Genomic DNA, 20,791 nt, shown 5'->3' with positions numbered 1-20,791 from the left:
TTTCCCCTCAATACCGGACGTAGACATCAGTGAGCAGATCGGCCTCGCTGGGCGGCAAATCAGCTTCTGCTGCCGAGACAGCTTCGTCGATCGAGCGTGCGACGTTCGCCTCGATCGCATCGAGGGTAGAATCATCGAGGAGGCTCGCTTCCGTGACCCTCCTGCGGAAAATTTTCAAACAGTCGTGATCTTCACGCAGCTTTTTCACTTCTCCTTCGGCGCGATAGGTCATCGCGTCGCCTTCGAAGTGTCCGAAGATGCGCATCAGCTTCACGTGCAGCAGCGACGGACCGCCACCGTTGCGAGCCCGCTCGATCGCCGTACGTGCAGCATCGTGAACGGCGAAGAAGTCCGTGCCGTCAACCTGAACGCCAGGCATTCCAAATCCAGCGGCCCGACCAAGTTGCGATCCGGCGACCGACCAGGAGCTTGACGTTGCCTCGGCATAGCCGTTGTCCTCGACGACGAAGACGACGGGCAAATCCCACACCTTGGCGAGATTGAAAGATTCGAGCGTCGTACCCTGGTTCGAAGCGCCATCGCCGCCGAAGGCGACGGCCACTCCGCCTGTCTTGAGGTATTTTGCCGTCAATGCAGCACCGCAAACGAGCGGCGGCCCCCCGCCGACGATGCCATTGGCACCGAGCATGCCTTTTGAAAGATCGGCGATATGCATCGAGCCGCCCTTGCCACCGCAAGATCCGCCCCGCTTGCCGTAGATCTCCTTCATCATCTCACCAACATCACACCCCTTGGCGATGCAGTGACCATGACCACGATGGGTTGAGGCAATCGCGTCGCGATTATCGAGATGCGAGCAGATGCCGACTGCGGAGGCTTCCTCTCCTGCGTAGAGATGAACGAAGCCTGGAATTTTGCCGGCGGCAAATTCATCATGCACGCGCTCTTCGAACGCGCGGATTGTCACCATGCTCCGATAGCAATCGAGCAGGAATTCTCGACTGTGCTGCATTGATCCTCCCTGAGATTATTTAATTGTTCGCTTATCAGCAATTGTCGTGCCGTTACGAAAAGCCAAGGATATCAGGCCATTTGAGGTATCCGGCTGGGCGCGGAACGCTACACCTGTGGCGATCAGAGTGTTGCGTGGTTCGGCGCAACTCGTGAGGGATCATGACCACCCGTTCCACGATGCAAACCAGGCGGCCAAGCCGCTTTTCGTGCGCATCACGTGTGGCGCGGCGCCCCTATCACACCGGTCGTGGCGTATCGCAAGTCAATGAGAATCAAAGACTTTGATCATGGCACGCAACTTGCGGGCACGGCGGCTCGGTAACGGGCTCAACAAGAAAACGAGCAAATCAGGGGAGAAGACAATGGCAGTCAGTCGACGCAAGCGCTCACGCATAACATTTCCAATAATGGCCGCCGCGGCGTTCGCGGCTCTGACGACCACGATGGTTCCACAGCCAAGTTTCGCTGAAGACTCTCCAAACGATTGGCCGAAATATTATCGCACCGACGACGCGTGGCGCTACAGCCCGCTCGATCAGATCAACACCGGCAATGTCAAAAAGTTGAAGGTGGCCTGGATTCATCAGCCTGGCGACATTCAGATGGGCCTGCAGGCAACGCCCATCGTGATCGATGGCATCGTCTACTACGTCGGCGCCAATAACAATGTCTTCGCCGTCGACGGCGAGACCGGCAAGACCCTTTGGCACTACAAACCCGAACTCGATCCCATCGTAACCAAGGTGTTCTACGTCGCCGCGACTCGTGGCGTCACCGTCGGCCACGGCATGGTGTATTTGGGCTCTCTCGACGGACGCTACATCGCCCTTGACCAAAAGACCGGAAAGGTCGTGTGGGAACGTCAGATCACCGATCTGAAGACCTGCTATGGATGTCTGTTCTCATCGCCGCCGCAGTTGGCTGGCGACATCCTCTACGGCGGAACGACCGGTGGAGACCAACCGCAGGCCGGCAAAATCTTTGCCGTTAATGCTCTGACTGGCGAGCCTGCGTGGACCTTCAACACAATTAAAGACGATCCCAAAAGCTGGCCCGGCGACAGCGGCAAGGTCGGCGGCGGCGGCGCCTGGATGCCTGGCGTCTATGATGCCAAGACCGATACCATCCTAATCGGCACCAGCAACGCGGCTCCCGACTTCTTCCCTGACGGTCGTGTCGGCGACAACCTTTATTCCGCGACGATCCTGGCCATCGAAGGTAAGACCGGAAATCTCAAGTGGCATTATCAAGAAGTGCCGCACGATACGTGGGATTACGATTCCGCCTACGAAATTATGTCAATCAAGCACGACGGCAAAGATCTCCTCGTCCACCTCAACAAAGGCGGCTACGTCTTCGTGCTCGATAAGGCGACGGGCAAGCCGTTCAACATCTGGCCGCTCGCGAAACATATCAACTGGACATCGGGAATCGATCCAAAGACCGGAGAGATCAAAGATCGCTATGAGCCGAAGGTCGGAGAAGAGCGGGTCATGTGCCCATACCTGCTCGGTGTCCGCAGCTGGAATGCCGCTTCATACAGCCCGAAGACTGGGCTCTGGTACACAAATGCGATGGAGGTTTGCAATACGATCAACTCCTCTCCGCAGGAGATCGACAAGGTAGGACTTGCAGGTCTTTACCTGGGCGTATCGAAGCTTGAGGCCGTGCCGCCCCCGGGCGATAAGGCTTCGGCACGGCTCGATGCGCGCGATCCGATTACCGGCAAAGTCAAATGGTCGGTGGACTATGAAATGCCAGGACTTGGAAGTGTTCTGTCCACGGCCGGCGGTCTCGTTTTCAACGGCGACGTCAGAGGCGTTTTTCACGCCTACGACGCTGAAACGGGCAAAGAGCTGTGGAACTTCAATACGGGCTCAGGAATTCGCTCGGGCCCTGTGAGCTACGCGGCTGGCGGCAAGCAGTATATCCTTGTGCCGAGTGGGCTCGGATCGCACGCTCCCGGCTTCATGGCCAGCGCTTTCCCGAAGATCAAAGGTCTCCCTGGCGGTGCCGCACTTATTGCGCTGACGCTCGAGTAAACTAAACTCCGCGTACGGACGGCTATCGCGACTGCTGATAGCCGTCCGTAACGACCTGCTTCCAGGGAGCTCAACGTGATCAAGAAAGATTTTGTGCTGAGTTACAAGGCACAAGTGATTATCGCCTGCGGTGTCTCGGCCATCATCACCCTATTCGCGATGATGGCGTCTGTCATGGCCGCGGCAGGTACTGCCAACGGCGGCGGCGAGGCCGCCCTCGGCGATCCTGCAGCAATCAAGACGGGGGAAGCCACATTCTATCAGAATTGCGTCTACTGCCACGGCAGCAAAGGAAGTGGCGGCAGCGCCAGGGCACTACAGTGCCGGGACATGAAGCCCGATTACATCTTCGAAACCATCACTAACGGCCGTATTAACGGCGCAAATGTCATGCCGCCGTGGAAGGATACCTTCGATGAAAAGGCACGCTGGCAACTCGTTGCGTATATCCGAAGCCTCAGGACTCTGCCGGAGTGCGATTCGAACAACTGATATATTTGGCATCGCATCTTTAGCAGGGCGGGCGCTAACCGCATTCCTGATGGTGTTGATCGCGTCGGTTGGGCATGCCGACGCAGTTACACTCGCGCAAATGAAAAAGCGCGGCCTGATGACGGTTTGCGCCAATCCGGATTCAATGCCGTTTGCCGATGGCCTTGGTAGCAAACCCGCTGGACTTCAAGTCGATCTTGCTCGCGCTCTAGGCCGCGAACTCGCCGTCGATGTCGAGTTCTCGTGGATCGAAATGCGCTATCAGGCGGCATATGTGGAGTGTGATGCCTTCATGGGGGTGGGCATCCTTCCGAATGACGACAGCCCACTGAAAAAGACCGAGCCTATCCTTTGGATCGAGTGGCTGGCGGTCACCAAGCCCGGTCGCTCGATATCGAAAATCGAGGATATGGACCATCTGCGTGTAGCGGTGCAAAGCGGATCGATGCCCCATGCTGCGCTACTCAAACGGCCAGTTGACATCTCGGTGGCCCGGACGCGCGACGGCGAGGTACTTGATGCTGTCACTTCCGGCGAGGTCGATGTTGGCTTCGTGACGAATATCGGGCTTGGTTGGTATCTGAAGCGGCATCCAAACGCGGCTTTCACGCAAGCTCATGGTTCTATTGTCAACAATGGCGACGGCTATTTCATGGGTATCGGATTTCGCCGATCAGATTCAGCGATGGCCGAAGAGGCGAACAGAATTCTCGATAAGCTGCGAAAGTCCGGAGAGCTCGCGAGCATATTCGCAAACTACGGTCTGTCGCCGGCGAAAATGCACCCTTAGGGCGGAGCGAAGTGCTCCGTTCGATCGCCAAGAACCTATCAACCGCGCAACATAGGCATCATTCTCGCCCGTGTCGCAGAAGCGTGCGACGAGCGCACCGCCAAGCTCATCTCGCATACGAAAAAGAGCGACATCGCCATGAGCGGGACCGCAGAGTTGCATTTCTCGACGAAGGGCAAAGCTGGCAGCCGGACGAGCGTATGAATTTCCGGACTGTGCTCGAACGAAGAAAAAGTACGTTCGATTTCACCAAAGAGCATGCATGCGATAACGGACGCTGCACTTCATAAACGAATAAAAAATGCCCTCGCCACCCGAAGAAAAATCCGCGCGAGTTGCCTCGCGCGGATCTTAGGTTACGCAGGCGGGAGCTGGAAGTAATAGTGACCGAACAATATCACTGCGACGCCGAGCGCAAGTGCGAGGTAGGGCAGCATGCCCGCGCGGCGTTCGCCGAGGTCCTGGCTCTTGAGATCGAGATCCTGGAGCATGTGATCAGGGAATCTGCCTTTGTCCTGAACATAATGCCGGTAGAAGAACACCGGAAGGATCAGAAGCGCGAAGCCGATCCCGTACCAAAGCGAGTTCGGATTTCCCCAGACCTTGGCGCCCGCACCCATCAGCAGCAGGTTGAAGAAGCCAAGCACAACGTTGACGGCCACGAGCCAATTCGGCGTGCGATACGGACGCGGAATGTTCGGGCTGTCGATGCGGTGGATCCAGACCGACTGCAAGTTCAAGAAGATGAACAGCATGTAGCCGACGTTCGAGATCGCAAGAATGAAGTAGTACGCATTGGTGTCCGATGACGCGAACGACAACAGACCGAGATTGAAAACAAGGTCGGTCCACATCGCCTTCGTCGGCGCGCCGTGCTCGTTGACGTGGCCGAGGTATTTCGGAAGCCAGCCGTCGACGCCGCCCTGATAGAGCGTGCGCGATGAACCAGCCATCGCCATCATGATCGCGAGGATCAGCGCCAGCACCATCATCATCTCGAGGAGATGCGTGACGAAGGTCGATCCCGTGCCGACCATCTGACCCATCGCCGCCGCCACGCCCGTGCCGTCGACAATGCCCGGCGCCGTCATGCCTTCAAGCCCGAGATAGCCTTGGAAGGTCGCAGCGACGAGCGAATAAAGCACGACGCAAAGAAGACCGGCGCGAACGATCGATTTTTTCGTATCGACGGCCGGGTTCTTGAATTCACGCGTGTAGCAAACGGCTGTTTCGAACGCGTACGTCGACCAGCCTGCAATGAACAGCGCACCGAGGAATTGCGTCCATCCCCCGTTGCTCCAGTCACCAACTGGCGGAACGAGCGGGAAGTAATTCTCCGAGTGGACGCTGCCGTTGAAAAAAGGAACGAGGCCGACGATCAGCATCGGCACGACCACCAGCAAGCCGATCCACATCTGCACGCGAGCGGTTCCGAAAATGCCACGGTGCTGAATGGCGAATGCCATCAGCATCAGAGCCGCGCCGATGAAGAACGTCGAACCGATTTCGACGTTGACGACGCCGAAGAACGAAAAGTTCAAAAGGGTCAAACTGCGAAGCGCCGGCGTGTGGACTTGCGTGACGGCAGCAATCGCGATCTTGGCCGCTTCCTCGACCGACTTACCGTCGATCGCCGCCGCATTGGCCGCGGCATGAAGCCATGAAACGACTTCCGGAGAAGTGGCCGTGAATGTCGGAATCGGCGCGATCGCATTCAAAATATAACCTGCCGCGATCGTACACCCGAGGGAGAGAACCGGTGTCCACGCATACCAGTTACACCACACCGACAATGGCGCGATGAGCTTGCTGTAGCGAAGCCACGCCGCTGCGCCGTAAACGGCGGCGCCACCCGACTTATTCGCGAAAAGACCTGCGATTTCTGCGTAACTATAGGCTTGTAAAAATCCCATCAGAACCGAAATGGTCCATACGACAAACGCGAGCTTGCCGGCCGCTGCACCCATACCGCCGATTGAAATCATCACGAGGGCCGGCACGCCGCTCGCAATCCAAAATGCACCTTTCCAATCTATCGCCCGATGAAGTCCGTCTCCTTGCTCGGGGGCAGAAGACATAGCCGCCGCCCTCGTCTCGCTAATCATCGTCATCGATGCTCCTCCTACGGAACAAATGCCAATTTCGGCTTAGAATTTATGAGGAGCGATGAATTCATAAAATTGCATACTACGCAAGTCATTTGCATTATATGCATTATAAACTTTTGTATCAGATGCAAAGCAGCATTGTCCTTTTCGTGAGCTAGTCAAGGCCCGCACTGCACAAAAATTGCGCTAGGACTGCAGTCGTATTAGGCTGATGGAAAACACGGGGACATCAGCAAGACATGAGCAAAGAGAAGGCGCTGCGGAAAATCCGACGGCCCGCAGCGCGCAAGCCTACGCCGGATTTGGCGGACAACAGAGATTTCGCCAACCTTCCGCTCGAGAGCCGCATCGGAGCGGTCATCAAGCGCCGTCGCGCGGAAGCAAATCTGACTCTCGCCGACCTCAGCGCCGGCGCAGGACTATCGAGCGCGATGCTGAGCCGTATAGAAAACGGTATGGCGATGGCCAGCCTCGATGCACTGGAACGCCTCTGCGCGGCGGTCGGCATCGGCCTCGGCGATCTCTTCAAGGAAACGGACACGCAGCGCGGAAGCGCTCAGCTCGTCAAACGCGCCGAGCAGATGGAAGTCGTGCGCGTCGGAACGAAATTCGGCCACACCTACCGGCTGCTGGCTTACGATCGAGGACCGCGGAAGCTTTTCGAGCCGTTCTTCATCGAGATGGACAAGAAAAGTGAATCCTACCCGCGCTTCTCGCATCCGGGGACAGAATTCATCTACATGCTTCAGGGGCGAATGGAATACCGCTTCGGAGATAGAACCTATCTCGTCGAGCCTGGCGACGCGTTTACGTTCTCGGGCGACGTCGTGCACGGCCCCGAAAAGCTTCTCGATGACCGCATAAGATTTTTGGCGATCATTTTCTATAATACGTGAGGCCGGGCATACGAAAAGGCCGGAGGCTGTGACGCCTCCGGCAAGTGGAGGTAACCGGCGAAACGGTCACCTCGCTCCTGGGACCCAGGAAGTTCCGGCCAATGGGACACGAGCCATTGCCGCTGCTTCCAGCGTGAGAGCCACGAGATCTTCGGGCTCAAGATTATGCAGGTGGTTCTTGCCACACGCACGCGCCAGCGTTTGCGCTTCGAGCGTCAAGACCTTGAGATAGTTTGCGAGGCGACGTCCGGCCGCCACCGGATCGAGCCGCTCGGTCAGCTCCGGTGTTTGCGTCGTGATGCCCGCCGGATCTTTCCCCTCGTGCCAGTCGTCGTAGCAACCGGCGCGCGTGCCGAGCTTCTCGTATTCCTTGTCCCATTTGGGATCGTTGTCGCCGAGCGCGACAAGCGCGGCCGTGCCGACTGCAACTGCATCAGCGCCGAGCGCCAGCGCCTTCGCCACGTCGGCACCAGTTCTGATGCCTCCAGAGACGATCAACTGCACCTTGCGATGCATGCCGAGATCCTGCAGCGCCTTCACCGCAGGCGGGATCGCCGAGAGCAGCGGAATGCCGACGTGCTCGATGAACACCTCTTGCGTCGCCGCCGTGCCGCCCTGCATGCCGTCGAGCACGATAACGTCGGCACCGGCTTTCACTGCAAGGTTGACGTCGAAGTAAGGGCGGCTCGCACCGACCTTCAGATAAATCGGTTTCTCCCAATCGGTGATTTCACGCAGCTCCTGAATCTTGATCTCGAGATCATCCGCACCCGTCCAGTCCGGATGCCGGCATGCGGAGCGCTGATCGATGCCCTTCGGAAGCTGACGCATTTCCGCGACACGGTCGGAAATCTTCTGCCCGAGCAGCATACCGCCGCCGCCGGGCTTCGCACCCTGCCCGATCACGATCTCGATCGCATCGGCTTTTCGAAGATCGTCCGGGTTCATGCCGTAGCGCGACGGCAGATATTGATAGACGAGATATTTCGACTGCCCACGCTCTTCCGGCGTCATGCCGCCGTCGCCCGTCGTGGTCGACGTACCCGCTGCCGAGGCGCCGCGTCCGAGCGCTTCCTTGGTGTTGGCCGACAGCGAACCGAAGCTCATCCCGGCAATCGTGATCGGAATTGAAAGCTTCAGCGGCTTCTTCGCAAAGCGATTGCCGAGCACGACTTCCGTTCCGCATTTCTCGCGATATCCTTCCAGCGGATAGCGCGACATCGATGCGCCGAGAAGAAGCAGATCGTCGAAATTCGGGAGCTTCCGCTTCGACCCGCCGCCGCGGATATCATAGATACCCGTTGCAGCCGCGCGTCGGATTTCCGACAGCGTGTAATCATCGAAGGTCGCCGACGGACGCGGAGTCGTGGTTGGCCAAGACCGTTCATGCTGGGTCATCAGTACGCTCCCGCGTTATCGATGTTGAAGTTGTAGAGCTTGCGCGCGGAGCCGTAGCGGCGGAACTCCGCGACATCCACCTTGAACGCCTCTCCTGATAGCTTCAGGAGCTCGTGCAGTTCGGCTTTGTGCTCGTCGCGCATTTGCTTTTCGATGCAGTCTGCACCGAGGCTCGCGACGGGCCCCCGCACATAGATGCGCGCTTCATAGAGAGAGTCGCCCAGAGCCTCTCCGGCTTCACCGAACACGACGAGGCGTCCGTTCTGACCCATGAACGCGGAAAGATGACCGATGTCGCCCTTGACGACGATGTCGATGCCTTTCATCGAAATGCCGCAACGCGCCGACGCATTGCCATCGACGATCAGACGTCCGCCGCGCCCCGTGGCGCCCGCGCTCTGGCTCGCGTCGCCTTTGACGTGAATGAGCCCCGACATCATGTTTTCGCCGACACCCTGCCCGGCGCTTCCATCAACGACAATCGTCGCGTGCTTGTTCATGCCGCCGCAGTAGTATCCGGCATTGCCCTGGATATTGATGGTGACTTCAGCGTCGACACCCGCAGCAATCGAATGCTCGCCGCCGGGATTCGTAATCGTCCAGAGCGTTTCATTCGTATCGGGCTTCAGCTGATGCAGCGCCGCGTTGAGTTCGCGGACGCGCGTTTTTGAAAGATCGATATTCGGCATTAGCTGCGCTCCCAGAAGTAAACGGTGGCTGGCTTCGGCTCCCAAACCTTGGCGCCGGATATTCCCGGAAGGCCCGCGAGGCTCTTGTATTCGGACGCGAACGCGACGTAGTCGTCGGTTTCCGCCATTACGGCCGGTTTGCACGCGATCGGATCGCGAAGAACGCCGAATCCCTTTTCCGTCCCGACAACGAATGTGAAGAACCCATCGAGATCGTCGAGGCTGGATTTGAGCGCGCCTTCGAGCGTCTGCCCGCTGCGCATCTGCTTCGTGAGATAGCCGGCCGCGACCTCGCTATCGTTCTGCGTTTTTATTTTTATGCCGTCGCGCTGCAGCTGCCGCCGCAGACTCGCGTGATTGGAAAGCGAGCCGTTATGCACCAGGCATTGATCGGCGCCCGTCGAAAACGGATGCGCACCATCCGTGCTCACCGCCGACTCAGTCGCCATGCGGGTATGCGTAATGCCGTGCGAGCCCGACATCGCGCCAATGCCGAACAGCGCGGCCACGTCGTCGGGATATCCGACCTCTTTGAAAATTTCGAGCCGGTGGCCTTCGCTGACGACGTTGACATCCGGCAGATTGGCTTCAAGCCACTCGCGCGCATGCCGTGCTTCGTTGGCCGTGAGAGTTAGCACAGCGTGCGAATAGTGAATGGCCGTCGGCGCCTTCGGAGCGACCGCCGCACGCAGCTTTTCCGCAGCCGTGGCGATATCATAATCTGCCGACGGCCCAGCGATGGTAAGCTTCGTCTTGCCATCCTGGCCCGCGCTGTAGATCGCGAAGCCGGCCGAGTCGGGACCCCGGCTGCACAGCGTTGACGTCATTTTCGTGAGAAGCTCGCCGAGCTGCGGCTCGAGCTTTGGATTTTTGATAAACAGTCCGGCGATGCCGCACATGATATTTTTCTCCTGCTGTGTACGCCGCCTCAGAAGAAGCTGAGGTAGCGCTGTGTTTCCCAATCGGACACGTGCCGGTGGTAATCCAGCCACTCCTCCCGCTTGAGCGACACGAATTCGTCGATGAAGTCGCCGCCAAGCGTCTTCCGAAACAGTTCGCTCTGATCGAGTGCCTCGATAGCCTCGCTGAGAGACTGCGGAAGAATTTGAATGTTCTTCGCTTTGATCTCGGCCGGCGTCAGCGCATAGAAATTGATGTTCTGCGGCGGACCCGGATCGAGCTTGCGATCGATGCCATCTAGGCCCGCTGCAATGAGCGCGGCCTGCGCAAGGTACGGGTTCATTCCGGAATCGCCGACGCGCAATTCGATGCGCCCATAAGGAATGCGCACCATGGCCGTCCGATTGTTATCACCGTAAGCAACGAACACCGGCGCCCACGTCGTACCCGATGCCGTGCGCCCGATCACGAGACGCTTGTAGGAATTGACCGACGGCGCCAGCAGTGCCGTGAGAGCCCGCGCGTGCGTGAGAAGTCCGCCAATGAAGTGATACGCAAGCTGCGACAGTCCCATGCCGTTCTTGTCGGAGGCGTCGTGAAAGATATTCTTGCCCGCCGCGTCCGCGATAGAGCAATGAATGTGCATGCCGTTGCCCGTCATCGAGCTTTTGGGTTTCGGCATGAACGAACAGACCGCGCCAAGCTCGTGCGCGATTTCGGCGGCAGCCATCTTGAACAGAAGAATCTGATCGGCCGAAGTCAGCGCGTCGGCATACTTGAAATTGATTTCGTATTGGCCGTTCGCGTCTTCATGATCGATCTGATAAACATCGATGCCGAGCGATTGCAGGCATTCCGTAACCCGCTCTAGGAACGTCCGGGCGCGAGATAAGCCTCGATAGTCATAGGCTGGCTTCTGCAAGCTGTCGGTGCTGTCGAAGGGAGCGATCGATCCGTCCGGAAGCTTCTGCAGCAGCGAAAACTCGGGCTCGATGCCGGTGAGCAGCGTCCACCCGCGCTCCGACAAGCGAGCCATCTGCGCCTTCAGAATATTCCGTGTATCGATAGGATGAGGCTTGCCGTTGACCATCCCGGTTCCCATCACCCGCGCGTATCCCGGCGCCCACGGAACGAGCGTCAATGTCGAGAGATCGCCCACGACCATGTATTCGGGTTCGTGCGGAGCAAGGCGCATGCCGAACACACCGCCGCCGGCAAATCCGACGCCGTCCGTAAGCACATCTTCAAAATGCTCGACGGGAACCGCCTTGCTTTTCGCGACACCATAAATGTCAGCGAATTGTGCGAGAACGTAGCGGATATGATTCTGCGCCAGGAACTGCTTGGCGCTGGCGACATCAAGGTTGGTTGGCGTCGCGTATTGGCCCGGCACACGACGCCAGGTCCAGTGATCTGCCTGCAACATTAGCTTCCTCCCGCGGCGTTCTGAATTGCGCGGCCGCTTTTTCTTGTGGCATCACTTATAAAGGCATATTGCATACAGTGCAATAAATTTGTAGCCTATGAAACACCGCGACTTTAGGGGAATACGCATGAGCGCCAGCGGAGAAGTTTCGGACCACCCATCGGCCGTGGAACTCGCAACAGGAAAAGTGCACGCCGCGCAGGCGCTTCACTATCGGCCGTACTGGTGGGATGCGCTGTCTGAGCGCCCTTCGCATTCGGAAAAACCCGTTCCGCGCCACTGCGATGTGGCGATCATAGGTTCAGGATTCACCGGACTGTCGGCGGCGTTGACGCTTCTCAAAAATGGGCGGCAGGTTGTCCTATTCGAGCGCGATCGCGCGGGATACGGCGCCAGCACGCGCAACGGCGGACAGGTCGGCAGCGGCAATCAGAAGTTCAGAGTCAAGAAGCTGATTGCGTTACGCGGACGAAAAAAAGCCGAGGACATGCTGCGCGAAGGCACGCGCATGCTCGACTATATTGCCGAGTTGATCGCTGACGAAAAAATCGACTGCTATTTTCGCCGCTGCGGTCGCTTTCGCGCAGCCATTCGTCCTGAACACTACGAAGCGATGGCCGCCGACATGCAAGATCTCAAAGAGATCGCGGGCGTCGAAAGCTTCATGGTTCCGAAGTCTGAGCAATCGTCCGAAATCGGCAGCGACGTGTTCTTCGGCGGCTCCGTTCTGCCAAACGATGCCTCGCTGCATCCCGGATTATATCACGCAGGGCTGCTGGAAAGAATTCAAGGCGCAGGCGGTTCGATCCTCGACCACACGCCCGTCACCGCGATCACCGCAGCGAACGGCGGCTTCAACATTCGAACCAGTGCCGGCGAATGCTTCGCCAGAAACGTCATCATTGCCACGAACGGCTACACGAATGGTCTCGTGCCTGAGCTTGGCCGGCGCATCGTTTCGATCGGATCAGCGATCATCGCGACCGATGAACTCCCCGAAGCCCTCTTCAATCGGCTGCTTCCGAACAATCGCGTCTACGGCAACACCAATCGCGTCTTCTACTATTTCCGCGGCGCACCGGATGCGCGTCGCATCCTTTGGGGCGGACGCATCGGACGACTGGCATCCGACAGATCGCCCGTCGCTTACCGTCACCTCGCACGCGACATGCTCGCCGTCTTTCCGGATTTGAAAGACGTGCGTGTTACGCACGGCTGGGACGGCCTCATCGGCTACACATTCGATGAAGTTCCGCATCTCGGCCGCGCCGCATCCGGCGTGCATTACGCCGTTGGCTACTGCGGCACAGGCGTTTCGCGCGCTACCTACTTCGGCAACAAGATCGCCTTGCAGGTCCTCGGCAAATCCGAGGGTCAAACCGCCTTCGACGATCTGACCTTCCCCGCGTTCCCCGCCCACCCTATCGCCAAGCGCGCCGTGCCAACGGTCGAGACTTGGTATCGCTTTCGAGACGCAACCAACATCTAGAGGATCGGAAAATACGAATGCCCAAGAACAATGCAGCACAGCGCGTCAACATCTCGTCCGGTGGCGCATACGAATCCGTTTTCGGCTACTCGCGAGCTGTGCGCTTCGGCAAAGACATTCATGTCTCCGGAACATGCGCACCAGCCGGGCACGAAAAGAGCGACGCCTATGCGCAGGCACGCGCAGCACTGGAGATCATAGAAAAAGCTTTGGGCGAAGCCGGCGCAACCGCAGCGGACGTCGTGCGCACCGTCGTTTATCTTCGCGACGTCAACGATGCAGAGGACGTGGCGAAAGCGCACCTCGAAACTTTCGATAAGATCCGGCCGGCTAGCACGCTCATTCAGGTCTCTTCAATGTTGAGGCCGTGGCAGAAAGTCGAAATAGAAGTCTACGCGCAGCTCTCTTGAGCGTACATGATAAAGGCCGGTGAAAGCCGGCCTTTATCATTTGGGCGCAATTACAGCCTCGCGCAAAATGCGCGGCGCACCTGCAAGAAATGTCTGCACCTGATCGCGAATGACTTCGGCACGGTTCGGAGAGGTCCGCACCTCGTAGATGAACGTCCGGATGCCCAGATAGAACACAGCTCCGTGCAGTCCCCAGAATAGTTCTTCTTCGCGCGGCGTAATGGCGACTGTAGCGATGGTTGGCAGAGCCAAATCCGCGCGTAGCTCGTTGCAGCACGGCTTGATGAACTGGTTCCGTATGAGCGCAACATAACGATGCGTCATGGGATGACCCTTGAGGCCCGCAAACATGAAAATGCGCATCCAGCGGGCGTCGAAGATCCGCTCCGTATACTCGGAATAGAATTGTATCAGCCGCGCTTCGATCGGCAGCGATCGATCACAAATGAGCGCTTTCCAAGCCGAATCCCAACGCGCAACAAACACATGCTCGTAGACTCGCTCGATCAGCGCATCCTTCGTCGGAAAATATCGGAAAATGGCTGAATGCGTGATGCCCATCGTCTTGGCGAGCTCTCGCGTCTGCCCTTCAAACCCATTGTCCGAAAAAAACTGCGCCGCCGCCTCGATGATTTGACGCTCGCGCTCCGCGGCGGGCAAGTGAAGCCTGACCGGAGCGTCCGCGCGCCGCGGCATTTGTGACCGATTGGTCATTTCGGTTTGACTCCCAGCGCGGGGTGACTACTTGTAACCATGCGGTCACAAATACCGCGCGTCGCTGAACTTGTCGATTATATTGGAGATTGAAATGACGAATGCGCTCGAAACGGTTGCAAAAGCCTGGGACGACACATTCAACTCCGGCGACACGGAAAAGCTCGGCAGTTTCTATGCCGCCTCAGGCCGCGTGATCCCCTCTGGTGGCACACCGATCGAGGGCCGCGATGCGATCGCGAAGTTTTTCGCCGGCATTCGCGCTAACGGCTTGACGAAACATGACATCAAAGTCACTTCCGTCATTGATCGCGGCGATACGGTGATTGCCAGCGGCACGTGGAATCTGACTGGACCCGGCGAGAAAGGCGAAGGCGCAAGCTTCGGCGGCAACTGGGTCAACGTGCTGGCCCGCGAGGGGTCAGGCTGGCAGATCCTGCTGCACACCTGGAATTAACACGGAGCAGCTCGTCGCGCTTCTGCATCCACGCTGGCTGTTAGTCGGAGGTTTCCAGAAGCTCGACGAGCACACGCGCAATATTTTCTATCGTGTACGGCTTCTGCAGAACCTGCCGCGCGCGATGCTCCATCGGCAGCGAAGCCTGCTCACCATATCCGCTCGCGAATATGAACGGCACGCCGAGTTCCTGAAGACGATCGGCCACAGGGAAGCTCGTCCGATCGCCGAGATTGATATCGAGCACGGCTATCGAAGGCGTCTCGGACCCGAGATAATCGAGCGCCCCCTGCGTTGTTGCATGCGTGATGACAGTGTCAGCGCCAAGCCTGGTCAGGATGTCTTCCGCATCCAGCGAGATGATGAGGCTATCCTCAACCAGCAACACGCTTCGATTTGCGAGAAATTTCGGCGGCGGTTCGACAGGATGTCCTGGCGACGGGCGCGCGAACTTGATGGCCTTGCCAGCGAACGACTTCGCTTCGGAGACATGCCGCGCCGGAATGATGAAGTCAGCCTCGAAACCGGTTTCGTTGTATCGCGCCTCCGCGCTTCCTCCGAGATCATAAGGAACGGAGCGCTCGATGATCGTCGTGCCGAACCCCTTACGCTGCGGCGGACGTACGCGTGGGCCACCGTATTCTCGCCATGCCACGACGAGATCGCGAGCGCCATTGCGATGCCACGTCATTTCCACGCTGCCATTGGTCGTCAGGCTTCCGTATTTCGTCGAGTTCGTAACAAGCTCATGCACCACCAGCGCCATCGCCGAGTAAGCCTGCGGATTGAGCAGCACAGGCGGCCCGCCACCGCCTATACGGTCGGCGCCTGCCGAAATCGACGCAGACTCCGCATCCACGATAGCTTGAAGCGGCGCCGGTCCCCAATGATCGTCAGTTATCTGATTATGCGCACGCGCGAGAGCATGAATGCGCCCATCGACGAGTTGCACGAACTTCGCCACCGCATCTTCATCCGGCTGCGATTGGCGGATCAATCCGCGGATGACGCCAAGAATATTGCGAACGCGATGATTGAGCTCGGCTATGAGAAGCTCCTGACGCGCGCTTGCCTGATGGCGTTCCGCGGCCGCCTCGTCTGCGAGACGCAGAACGACCTCGATGAGCGTCGCGCGTAATGTTTCGGCCACGCGCATTTCGGAAGATGTGAACGGCTTCGAACGACCTTCGACAAGCTCCTTCCATTCCGCGAAACTTTCGCGCGGTGTGAGACGCGGACCATTCGGTCCGTACTCGGCAGGCTTATGAGGATCGCCGGCCCAGCGGACTGAGCGGACCATCTCTGAGCGAAACAGAACCACATAATCCCGCGGCGACCGCGAGATGGGAATTGCCAGCAACCCGGCCACGCCGTTGCTATCGATCGCGCTAATCAATGAGGTAATCTGATCTGTCGCGAAAACCTTTCCGGCAGCCGTACCGTTCAGCGCCCGCACGATCTGGCGGAATGATTCCGTCGATGGCGTGATACCGGAAAACGCGTAACTGCCGTTGATCCACACCCCGACCCCGTCCGCCGGAATTGTGTTGGTGAGAATGTCGGCGAGCCAGTCCGGATCTTTGAGAAGAGTTTCATCGGACGCCACGGCGCCCAAAAGCTGATCTGAAATATCGCGCGCCCGACGCTCGTAATCGACGATCGCGCGTCGCTCACGGCTTTCGAGCCGCATTGCAAACATCTGCGCGAAGAGTTCGCTCACCGAGCGCATCTGAAAGTTCGGAACCATCGGGGAATAATGATGACAGGCAAACAGTCCCCAAAGCTCCTCATCCACGATGATCGAGATTGAAAGCGATGCGCCGACGCCCATGTTCTTCAGATATTCGATGTGGATCGGCGAAACGGAGCGCAGCATCGAAAGGGAAAGATCCATCGGCTTGCCGAACTCGTCGAGTTCAGGTGTGATCCTGACCGGAACGGCGCCCACGTCAGCGATAATGCGCAGCAGGTTTCGACGATAAAGCGCGCGCGCTTGCTGTGGAATATCGCTCGCCGGATAGTGCAGACCTTTGAACGATCCGATGCCGCTCTTGCAGGCTTCGCCAACGACTTCGCCCGATCCATCCGGATCGAACTTATAGACCATGACGCGATCGTAGCCGAGCAACGCCCGAACCTGGCGCGCACCTTCGCGATAGAACGAAGTAAAATCCGGCGTCTGGTCCAGTCGCGCCATCATCGTGCGGACGGTGCCAGTGATATCCTTAGGCGGTTCGTTGCCAGCCTCAGCTTCGATAACGATGTAAGCGCCGGATATGTGGACGGCAACGTCGAAGCGCCGGTCCTTGATAAGCTCGCACGCGAAGAGCCGCTCTATGGAATCGGCTCCACGCAGCAGACTGACCCGGTTGCGAAGGTCATGCAACGCGCGCGAAGGTAGGAATTCCGCCAACGGGTGACCGATCATGTCGGTCGCGCGGCAGCCAATGAAATCCGAAATGTTCTCGGATGCCCGAGCAACGATCCAATCCGTCGTCACCGCGAACAGAAAGCCGATAGGCTGAACGGCCCCCAGGATGTGGATGGGCTCGCGGTCGCAATTCGTGAGATCGACTTGAACATCCGAGCTGGACACGAAATTGCTCGCGTTTGTGCATGATGATGCGCAAAACGCGCTTCGTTCGGTCGCGGTTCCAGGCCTAACTCCCGGCCGCCCGACTAACGTTCTTCTTTGGCGCGCACGAATAGAACGACCGCAGCGCGCGTGTTGACGGCACAAGCGATCTTCGCGACGTTCCGTCACGCAATAGCGTCACGCGATTGTTTAATTTATAAGATTTTATTGTTGAACGTTTCACGAAACGCATCGTACACATCGCAACGCGTTTCGCGTCGACAAATAAAAAAAGAAGAGGCTCTCCTGCAGCCTCAGGGACGAAACGAATTCCAAGGGAGCAAGAAGCGCGCGGGTGAGCACCTATCTAAACTTTGCTGACACCTGAAGGAGCACCCCTTGGTTCGTCAATTTCCTCCTCTCGTCGAGCGGATCAGCCGGGCTCTCTGCCAAGCGAATGGCAAGCCCACTGACGCCCGGGTTAAAGGCAAGCCGATGTGGCAGACATTCCGTCGCGACGCGCAAGCCGCGATCGACGGCTCGGGCATCGATGAGCTGGTGCACACCGTGCGCAGTATCATCGATGAAAAGCGCATCCCTCCCGCGGTTCGGGCCGAGCTTGCTGAAGCGTTGTCGCGATTTGAAGGCGAAGGCGAGAACAGCGCGATGCGCTACGACCATGAGCAGAACGAGTTCTTGCGCTGGTAGCCGGCAAACGGCCTGAACATTCAGGCCTTATCGTCCTCCCGGATGCGATCCAGGTCGGCGCGGTCTTGCCGACCCTGCGCGACCGCCCCTCCAAACAATTTCAAATCTCTCGCTTGATCCGAAGCCTCTCGTCGGAACTCGACGCTTGCCAGCGCGTTATCGAGGCGCAGGCCGTTTCCTCGTACCCGCACGAGTGTCACGATCTCAAGCAATGCTAACCCGTTGACTTTCGGATCGCATGGCGCCTCGCGCCAAAGCTGGGGCTCACGCTCTGCAGCATGACAGTAGTTTTGTTCGCTGCGCATTCCGTTCAACCGAGTGTCTGAGATGTGGGACTATCCCAAGAGCGCGAAGCACCGTGCGTTCATTGATGAGCTTCAGGCGAAGCACGAGCGCGAGCTTTCAAAAGTCCGCGCTGCGGAAAAGAAGCAGGCTCGTGCGGCAGACGGTCTGCAGGCGCTCGAAGAGATCAAGGCTCTGAGCGCGGCCACGCGAGAAAAGACGGCGCGACTCCGTGCGGAACGTCTGGCTCGCGCAGCCGAAAATCTCGTAGATAAGCGCGCCAAGTCAGTTCGGAAGAAAAAATAAAGCTTCGATGTTTGATTGAAGGACGTGGCTCGAAGGCGGTTGACCCGCGCTTCGAGAACTAAGCGTGTGCCGATAATTACAGCGGCGCACCGCTGTGCGTCAGCGCCATGACGACCAGTAAGACAAGCACGACTGCGAGGACGCCGGAAGGACCATACCCCCAGTCTCGACTGTATTCCCAACGCGGAAGCGCAGCCAGCAGCGCAAGCAGAATGATGACGAGCAGTATCGAACTCATCGAAATCTCCTCAGACCAGAAGGTTTTGATCGCGATGCCGCCCGCCAATGACGCCAGCAAACCACGCAAGGATGCCGGCCAGCAATGACACGACCACGAACCACGTCGTAACGGAGGCCGTTATTTTACGCGCCTGATCAGCAGTCTCTTTGGCTGTCTGCACTGTCTTATTATAGGCGTCGTTCGCTTCCCGGATCATCTGATCCACGCGCGCCTTGGCTTCCGCTTCGCTGATGCCAGTCTGCCGGGCGACAACTCTTTCAAGATCCATACGATCGGCAGGAGAAAAACTTCCAGCCGCAATGCTGTGCGTGACGATACGGGCCACTTCCGATTTTGCGTCGGCAGCCTGCCCAGGTGCGCCTCCCGGAGCATTCGCATTCGTTGATCTCAACGCACGGTCCACGTAGTAGCCGATGAAGTCACCGGCCTGGTTAGCTGACGCCTTGACGCTTTCCGAAAGAACTGGACCTGCGGCCTGGGCTGCAACAGTTGCGGTTCTGCCGACCCCCGACGCAACAACCGAACTTGCGAGAAATGTCGTCAACAGCAGGCCGAAACCCCAGACGATCAACGCATTCAAGCCGTCTCGATTGGACCGCTCGTCGACAGACGAATCAAGCGCAGGCTTTCGTAACCGCCCCACGACGTATCCACCGACCGCGCTAGCATATAATGCGGTTATCGCAAACCACGCTGCGCCAGCAGCTGTCATCGCTGACGGTGATGGGTTGTCGTAGCTCAAGGGAGAGACCGCTGCGAGACCGAGGGCAACGCCAGCCGCGCCGAGCAACATGCTGCTTGCCGAGGAGATCGCCGTCGCTCCGAAGATCGCCGGCCAATCGACATACTTGATTTCTTCATCGGAAGAGACAGTCGCAGGAATGTCCAGTGGTGTCATCGCCATCACGACCTCATCAGAAAAGAAGGAAAAGAAGAATAATGATCGGTATCGGAATGCCGATAAGCCAAAGCAAAACGGGCATGATTAATCCTCGGCTGGTATTTTGGTCTGCATCGGCTTCGCCATGTCGAGATGGTGCTCGATAGTGGGCAACGTTCTCTCTGCGAACGACGTCAACGCAGGTGTTGAACCACTGGTCTTCGCATAGCCCAACTCTCAGAGATCACCGTTGTTCCCGCGATATGTCTAAGAGACCCAACGAGCGAAATCGCAAACGCTGACCAGTCAATTATCTGGGACAGCCGCACCGTGCCCACGTTGATCTGCACACAAAAACACAAAGCAAGATGAAGTCAGAAATCCCTGGCAATGGCCGCATGCATCATGATGATGGGGTCTGGCGCAGCAATGCTGTCGAACAAGCGAAGAAGTATCGGGAAAGGCTGCAGCCAGAGCGTCCCGCTAACTCGTAGTCTGGATCGACGGCAACGCCGGACGCTGGTCACAAACATCCGCCGGGAAAAACTCTCATAGCCCTCGACAGCTTGACGCTAACTCCGCCTCTACCCGTGAACGCTCTTCAGGATTTGCCGATTTCGAGCAAAATAAGCCTCGCAATCCCTAGCAGTTGCATTCTCAATCACCAGAAAGTTCGCGGCAGTAAATTCAATGCTGCTACACGGCAGCGCGCATTCCACAAGCCTACATATTGCCGGCAATCATCCGAAATACTTCGTGATTCAAACAGTGCTGTTCCGTACTTAACGCACGGTGTGCTCACTCGGCATACAAGAGTACCATAAGAAAATGTAATAAGTATGCGGGCCGCGCTATGAGCGTATCGTACGACCACGAAACCATGGAAAAAATGGATCGTGCCTATCTCCGATCCGTCGAAGTATTGTTTGGTACAGATCCTGCTGATGAGAAGGTGAAAGACGTCATAGCGTCTTCGATTTTATTCATGGCGAGGGCCGGAAATAAATCGGTCG

19 protein-coding genes are annotated in these 20,791 nt (G+C 57.9%); 9 read left to right on the top strand and 10 right to left on the bottom strand.

Going from position 1 to position 20,791, the window contains the following annotated elements:
* Window positions 1-7 precede the first annotated feature (7 nt).
* Complete coding sequence (locus tag HDEN_RS03840) at window positions 8-973, bottom strand: thiamine pyrophosphate-dependent dehydrogenase E1 component subunit alpha (protein WP_013214817.1); 966 nt, start codon at window positions 971-973, stop codon at window positions 8-10.
* 364 nt (window positions 974-1,337) lie between these two features.
* On the opposite strand from HDEN_RS03840, the gene HDEN_RS03835 reads away from it, so the two are divergent.
* From HDEN_RS03835 to HDEN_RS03825, 3 genes are all read left to right on the top strand, one after another.
* On the top strand, window positions 1,338-3,017 hold the full coding sequence (locus tag HDEN_RS03835) for a pyrroloquinoline quinone-dependent dehydrogenase (protein WP_013214816.1): 1,680 nt from the start codon (window positions 1,338-1,340) through the stop codon (window positions 3,015-3,017).
* 75 nt (window positions 3,018-3,092) lie between these two features.
* Window positions 3,093-3,509, top strand: coding sequence for a c-type cytochrome (locus HDEN_RS03830; protein WP_013214815.1), 417 nt, complete (start codon window positions 3,093-3,095; stop codon window positions 3,507-3,509).
* Window positions 3,433-4,299 (top strand): substrate-binding periplasmic protein, encoded by an 867-nt coding sequence (locus tag HDEN_RS03825; RefSeq protein ID WP_210160338.1) that lies wholly within the window; start codon window positions 3,433-3,435, stop codon window positions 4,297-4,299. Before HDEN_RS03830 ends, HDEN_RS03825 begins: the two co-directional genes overlap by 77 nt.
* Window positions 4,300-4,655: 356 nt before the next feature.
* On the opposite strand, the gene HDEN_RS03815 is transcribed toward HDEN_RS03825, so the two are convergent.
* Window positions 4,656-6,404, bottom strand: a complete 1,749-nt coding sequence (locus HDEN_RS03815) for a trimethylamine N-oxide permease (protein WP_049775367.1) — start codon at window positions 6,402-6,404, stop codon at window positions 4,656-4,658.
* Window positions 6,405-6,646: 242 nt separating this feature from the next.
* Here HDEN_RS03815 and HDEN_RS03810 point away from each other — a divergent pair, with 242 nt between their 5' ends.
* Entirely contained in the window at window positions 6,647-7,303 is a 657-nt protein-coding gene (locus tag HDEN_RS03810; RefSeq protein WP_013214812.1) for a helix-turn-helix domain-containing protein, read from the top strand.
* A gap of 66 nt (window positions 7,304-7,369) precedes the next feature.
* On the opposite strand, the gene HDEN_RS03805 is transcribed toward HDEN_RS03810, so the two are convergent.
* The 4 genes from HDEN_RS03805 to glnT are packed head-to-tail and all read right to left on the bottom strand — an operon-like array spanning window position 7,370 to window position 11,716.
* Entirely contained in the window at window positions 7,370-8,701 is a 1,332-nt protein-coding gene (locus HDEN_RS03805; RefSeq protein ID WP_013214811.1) for an FMN-binding glutamate synthase family protein, read from the bottom strand.
* Window positions 8,701-9,390 carry a GltB/FmdC/FwdC-like GXGXG domain-containing protein gene (locus tag HDEN_RS03800; RefSeq protein ID WP_013214810.1) on the bottom strand — a complete coding sequence of 230 codons (690 nt, stop codon included), beginning with the start codon at window positions 9,388-9,390 and terminating at the stop codon, window positions 8,701-8,703. The genes HDEN_RS03805 and HDEN_RS03800 overlap by 1 nt, the downstream gene beginning before the upstream one ends.
* Complete coding sequence (locus tag HDEN_RS03795; protein WP_013214809.1) at window positions 9,390-10,289, bottom strand: glutamine amidotransferase; 900 nt, start codon at window positions 10,287-10,289, stop codon at window positions 9,390-9,392. The genes HDEN_RS03800 and HDEN_RS03795 overlap by 1 nt, the downstream gene beginning before the upstream one ends.
* A 29-nt stretch (window positions 10,290-10,318) precedes the next feature.
* On the bottom strand, window positions 10,319-11,716 hold the full coding sequence (gene glnT, locus HDEN_RS03790) for a type III glutamate--ammonia ligase (protein WP_013214808.1): 1,398 nt from the start codon (window positions 11,714-11,716) through the stop codon (window positions 10,319-10,321).
* Between the two features lie 127 nt (window positions 11,717-11,843).
* Here glnT and HDEN_RS03785 point away from each other — a divergent pair, with 127 nt between their 5' ends.
* Window positions 11,844-13,205, top strand: coding sequence for an NAD(P)/FAD-dependent oxidoreductase (locus tag HDEN_RS03785; protein WP_013214807.1), 1,362 nt, complete (start codon window positions 11,844-11,846; stop codon window positions 13,203-13,205).
* 17 nt (window positions 13,206-13,222) lie between these two features.
* Window positions 13,223-13,615: a RidA family protein gene (locus tag HDEN_RS03780; protein WP_013214806.1), complete on the top strand. Its 393-nt coding sequence runs from the start codon at window positions 13,223-13,225 to the stop codon at window positions 13,613-13,615.
* 36 nt (window positions 13,616-13,651) lie between these two features.
* On the opposite strand, the gene HDEN_RS03775 is transcribed toward HDEN_RS03780, so the two are convergent.
* Entirely contained in the window at window positions 13,652-14,329 is a 678-nt protein-coding gene (locus tag HDEN_RS03775; RefSeq protein WP_013214805.1) for a TetR/AcrR family transcriptional regulator, read from the bottom strand.
* Window positions 14,330-14,423: 94 nt separating this feature from the next.
* On the opposite strand from HDEN_RS03775, the gene HDEN_RS03770 reads away from it, so the two are divergent.
* Window positions 14,424-14,786 (top strand): YybH family protein, encoded by a 363-nt coding sequence (locus HDEN_RS03770; protein ID WP_013214804.1) that lies wholly within the window; start codon window positions 14,424-14,426, stop codon window positions 14,784-14,786.
* A 40-nt stretch (window positions 14,787-14,826) separates the two neighbouring features.
* Here the strand turns inward: HDEN_RS03770 and HDEN_RS03765 are convergent, their stop codons facing one another.
* The gene (locus tag HDEN_RS03765) at window positions 14,827-17,382 is read right to left on the bottom strand and encodes an HWE histidine kinase domain-containing protein (protein WP_013214803.1); all 2,556 of its coding nucleotides are present in this window, start codon (window positions 17,380-17,382) and stop codon (window positions 14,827-14,829) included.
* A 474-nt stretch (window positions 17,383-17,856) separates the two neighbouring features.
* Between HDEN_RS03765 and HDEN_RS03760 the strand changes: the two genes are divergently transcribed.
* Window positions 17,857-18,069 (top strand): hypothetical protein, encoded by a 213-nt coding sequence (locus HDEN_RS03760; protein ID WP_150103184.1) that lies wholly within the window; start codon window positions 17,857-17,859, stop codon window positions 18,067-18,069.
* A 327-nt stretch (window positions 18,070-18,396) separates the two neighbouring features.
* Window positions 18,397-18,657 (top strand): hypothetical protein, encoded by a 261-nt coding sequence (locus HDEN_RS03750; protein ID WP_013214801.1) that lies wholly within the window; start codon window positions 18,397-18,399, stop codon window positions 18,655-18,657.
* Window positions 18,658-18,733: 76 nt separating this feature from the next.
* Here the strand turns inward: HDEN_RS03750 and HDEN_RS03745 are convergent, their stop codons facing one another.
* Together HDEN_RS03745 and HDEN_RS03740 are read right to left on the bottom strand one after the other, a co-directional pair.
* A complete protein-coding gene (locus tag HDEN_RS03745) occupies window positions 18,734-18,895 on the bottom strand; it encodes a DUF3309 family protein (protein ID WP_013214800.1) in 162 nt (53 codons plus the stop codon).
* Window positions 18,896-18,905: 10 nt separating this feature from the next.
* Window positions 18,906-19,802 carry a hypothetical protein gene (locus HDEN_RS03740; RefSeq protein WP_013214799.1) on the bottom strand — a complete coding sequence of 299 codons (897 nt, stop codon included), beginning with the start codon at window positions 19,800-19,802 and terminating at the stop codon, window positions 18,906-18,908.
* Window positions 19,803-20,791: the final 989 nt, after the last annotated feature.

The organism is Hyphomicrobium denitrificans ATCC 51888, assembly GCF_000143145.1.
GTDB classification, from domain to species: Bacteria; Pseudomonadota; Alphaproteobacteria; order Rhizobiales; family Hyphomicrobiaceae; genus Hyphomicrobium_B; species Hyphomicrobium_B denitrificans.
Note: the sequence above shows the minus strand (reverse complement) of the source record. Positions and strands in the feature narration are given on the sequence as shown.

Bases quoted from the DNA above. Each gene is read 5' to 3' on its own strand.
- HDEN_RS03745 (WP_013214800.1), bottom strand. From the start codon at position 18,895: ATGAGTTCGATACTGCTCGTCATCATTCTGCTTGCGCTGCTGGCTGCG.
- HDEN_RS03785 (WP_013214807.1), top strand. From the start codon at position 11,844: ATGAGCGCCAGCGGAGAAGTTTCGGACCACCCATCGGCCGTGGAACTC.
- HDEN_RS03795 (WP_013214809.1), bottom strand. From the start codon at position 10,289: ATGTGCGGCATCGCCGGACTGTTTATCAAAAATCCAAAGCTCGAGCCG.
- HDEN_RS03780 (WP_013214806.1), top strand. From the start codon at position 13,223: ATGCCCAAGAACAATGCAGCACAGCGCGTCAACATCTCGTCCGGTGGC.
- HDEN_RS03760 (WP_150103184.1), top strand. From the start codon at position 17,857: ATGTGGCAGACATTCCGTCGCGACGCGCAAGCCGCGATCGACGGCTCG.
- HDEN_RS03800 (WP_013214810.1), bottom strand. From the start codon at position 9,390: ATGCCGAATATCGATCTTTCAAAAACGCGCGTCCGCGAACTCAACGCG.
- HDEN_RS03775 (WP_013214805.1), bottom strand. From the start codon at position 14,329: ATGACCAATCGGTCACAAATGCCGCGGCGCGCGGACGCTCCGGTCAGG.
- HDEN_RS03840 (WP_013214817.1), bottom strand. From the start codon at position 973: ATGCAGCACAGTCGAGAATTCCTGCTCGATTGCTATCGGAGCATGGTG.
- HDEN_RS03750 (WP_013214801.1), top strand. From the start codon at position 18,397: ATGTGGGACTATCCCAAGAGCGCGAAGCACCGTGCGTTCATTGATGAG.
- glnT (WP_013214808.1), bottom strand. From the start codon at position 11,716: ATGTTGCAGGCAGATCACTGGACCTGGCGTCGTGTGCCGGGCCAATAC.
- HDEN_RS03770 (WP_013214804.1), top strand. From the start codon at position 14,424: ATGACGAATGCGCTCGAAACGGTTGCAAAAGCCTGGGACGACACATTC.
- HDEN_RS03805 (WP_013214811.1), bottom strand. From the start codon at position 8,701: ATGACCCAGCATGAACGGTCTTGGCCAACCACGACTCCGCGTCCGTCG.
- HDEN_RS03740 (WP_013214799.1), bottom strand. From the start codon at position 19,802: ATGGCGATGACACCACTGGACATTCCTGCGACTGTCTCTTCCGATGAA.
- HDEN_RS03810 (WP_013214812.1), top strand. From the start codon at position 6,647: ATGAGCAAAGAGAAGGCGCTGCGGAAAATCCGACGGCCCGCAGCGCGC.
- HDEN_RS03815 (WP_049775367.1), bottom strand. From the start codon at position 6,404: ATGATTAGCGAGACGAGGGCGGCGGCTATGTCTTCTGCCCCCGAGCAA.
- HDEN_RS03825 (WP_210160338.1), top strand. From the start codon at position 3,433: ATGAAAAGGCACGCTGGCAACTCGTTGCGTATATCCGAAGCCTCAGGA.
- HDEN_RS03835 (WP_013214816.1), top strand. From the start codon at position 1,338: ATGGCAGTCAGTCGACGCAAGCGCTCACGCATAACATTTCCAATAATG.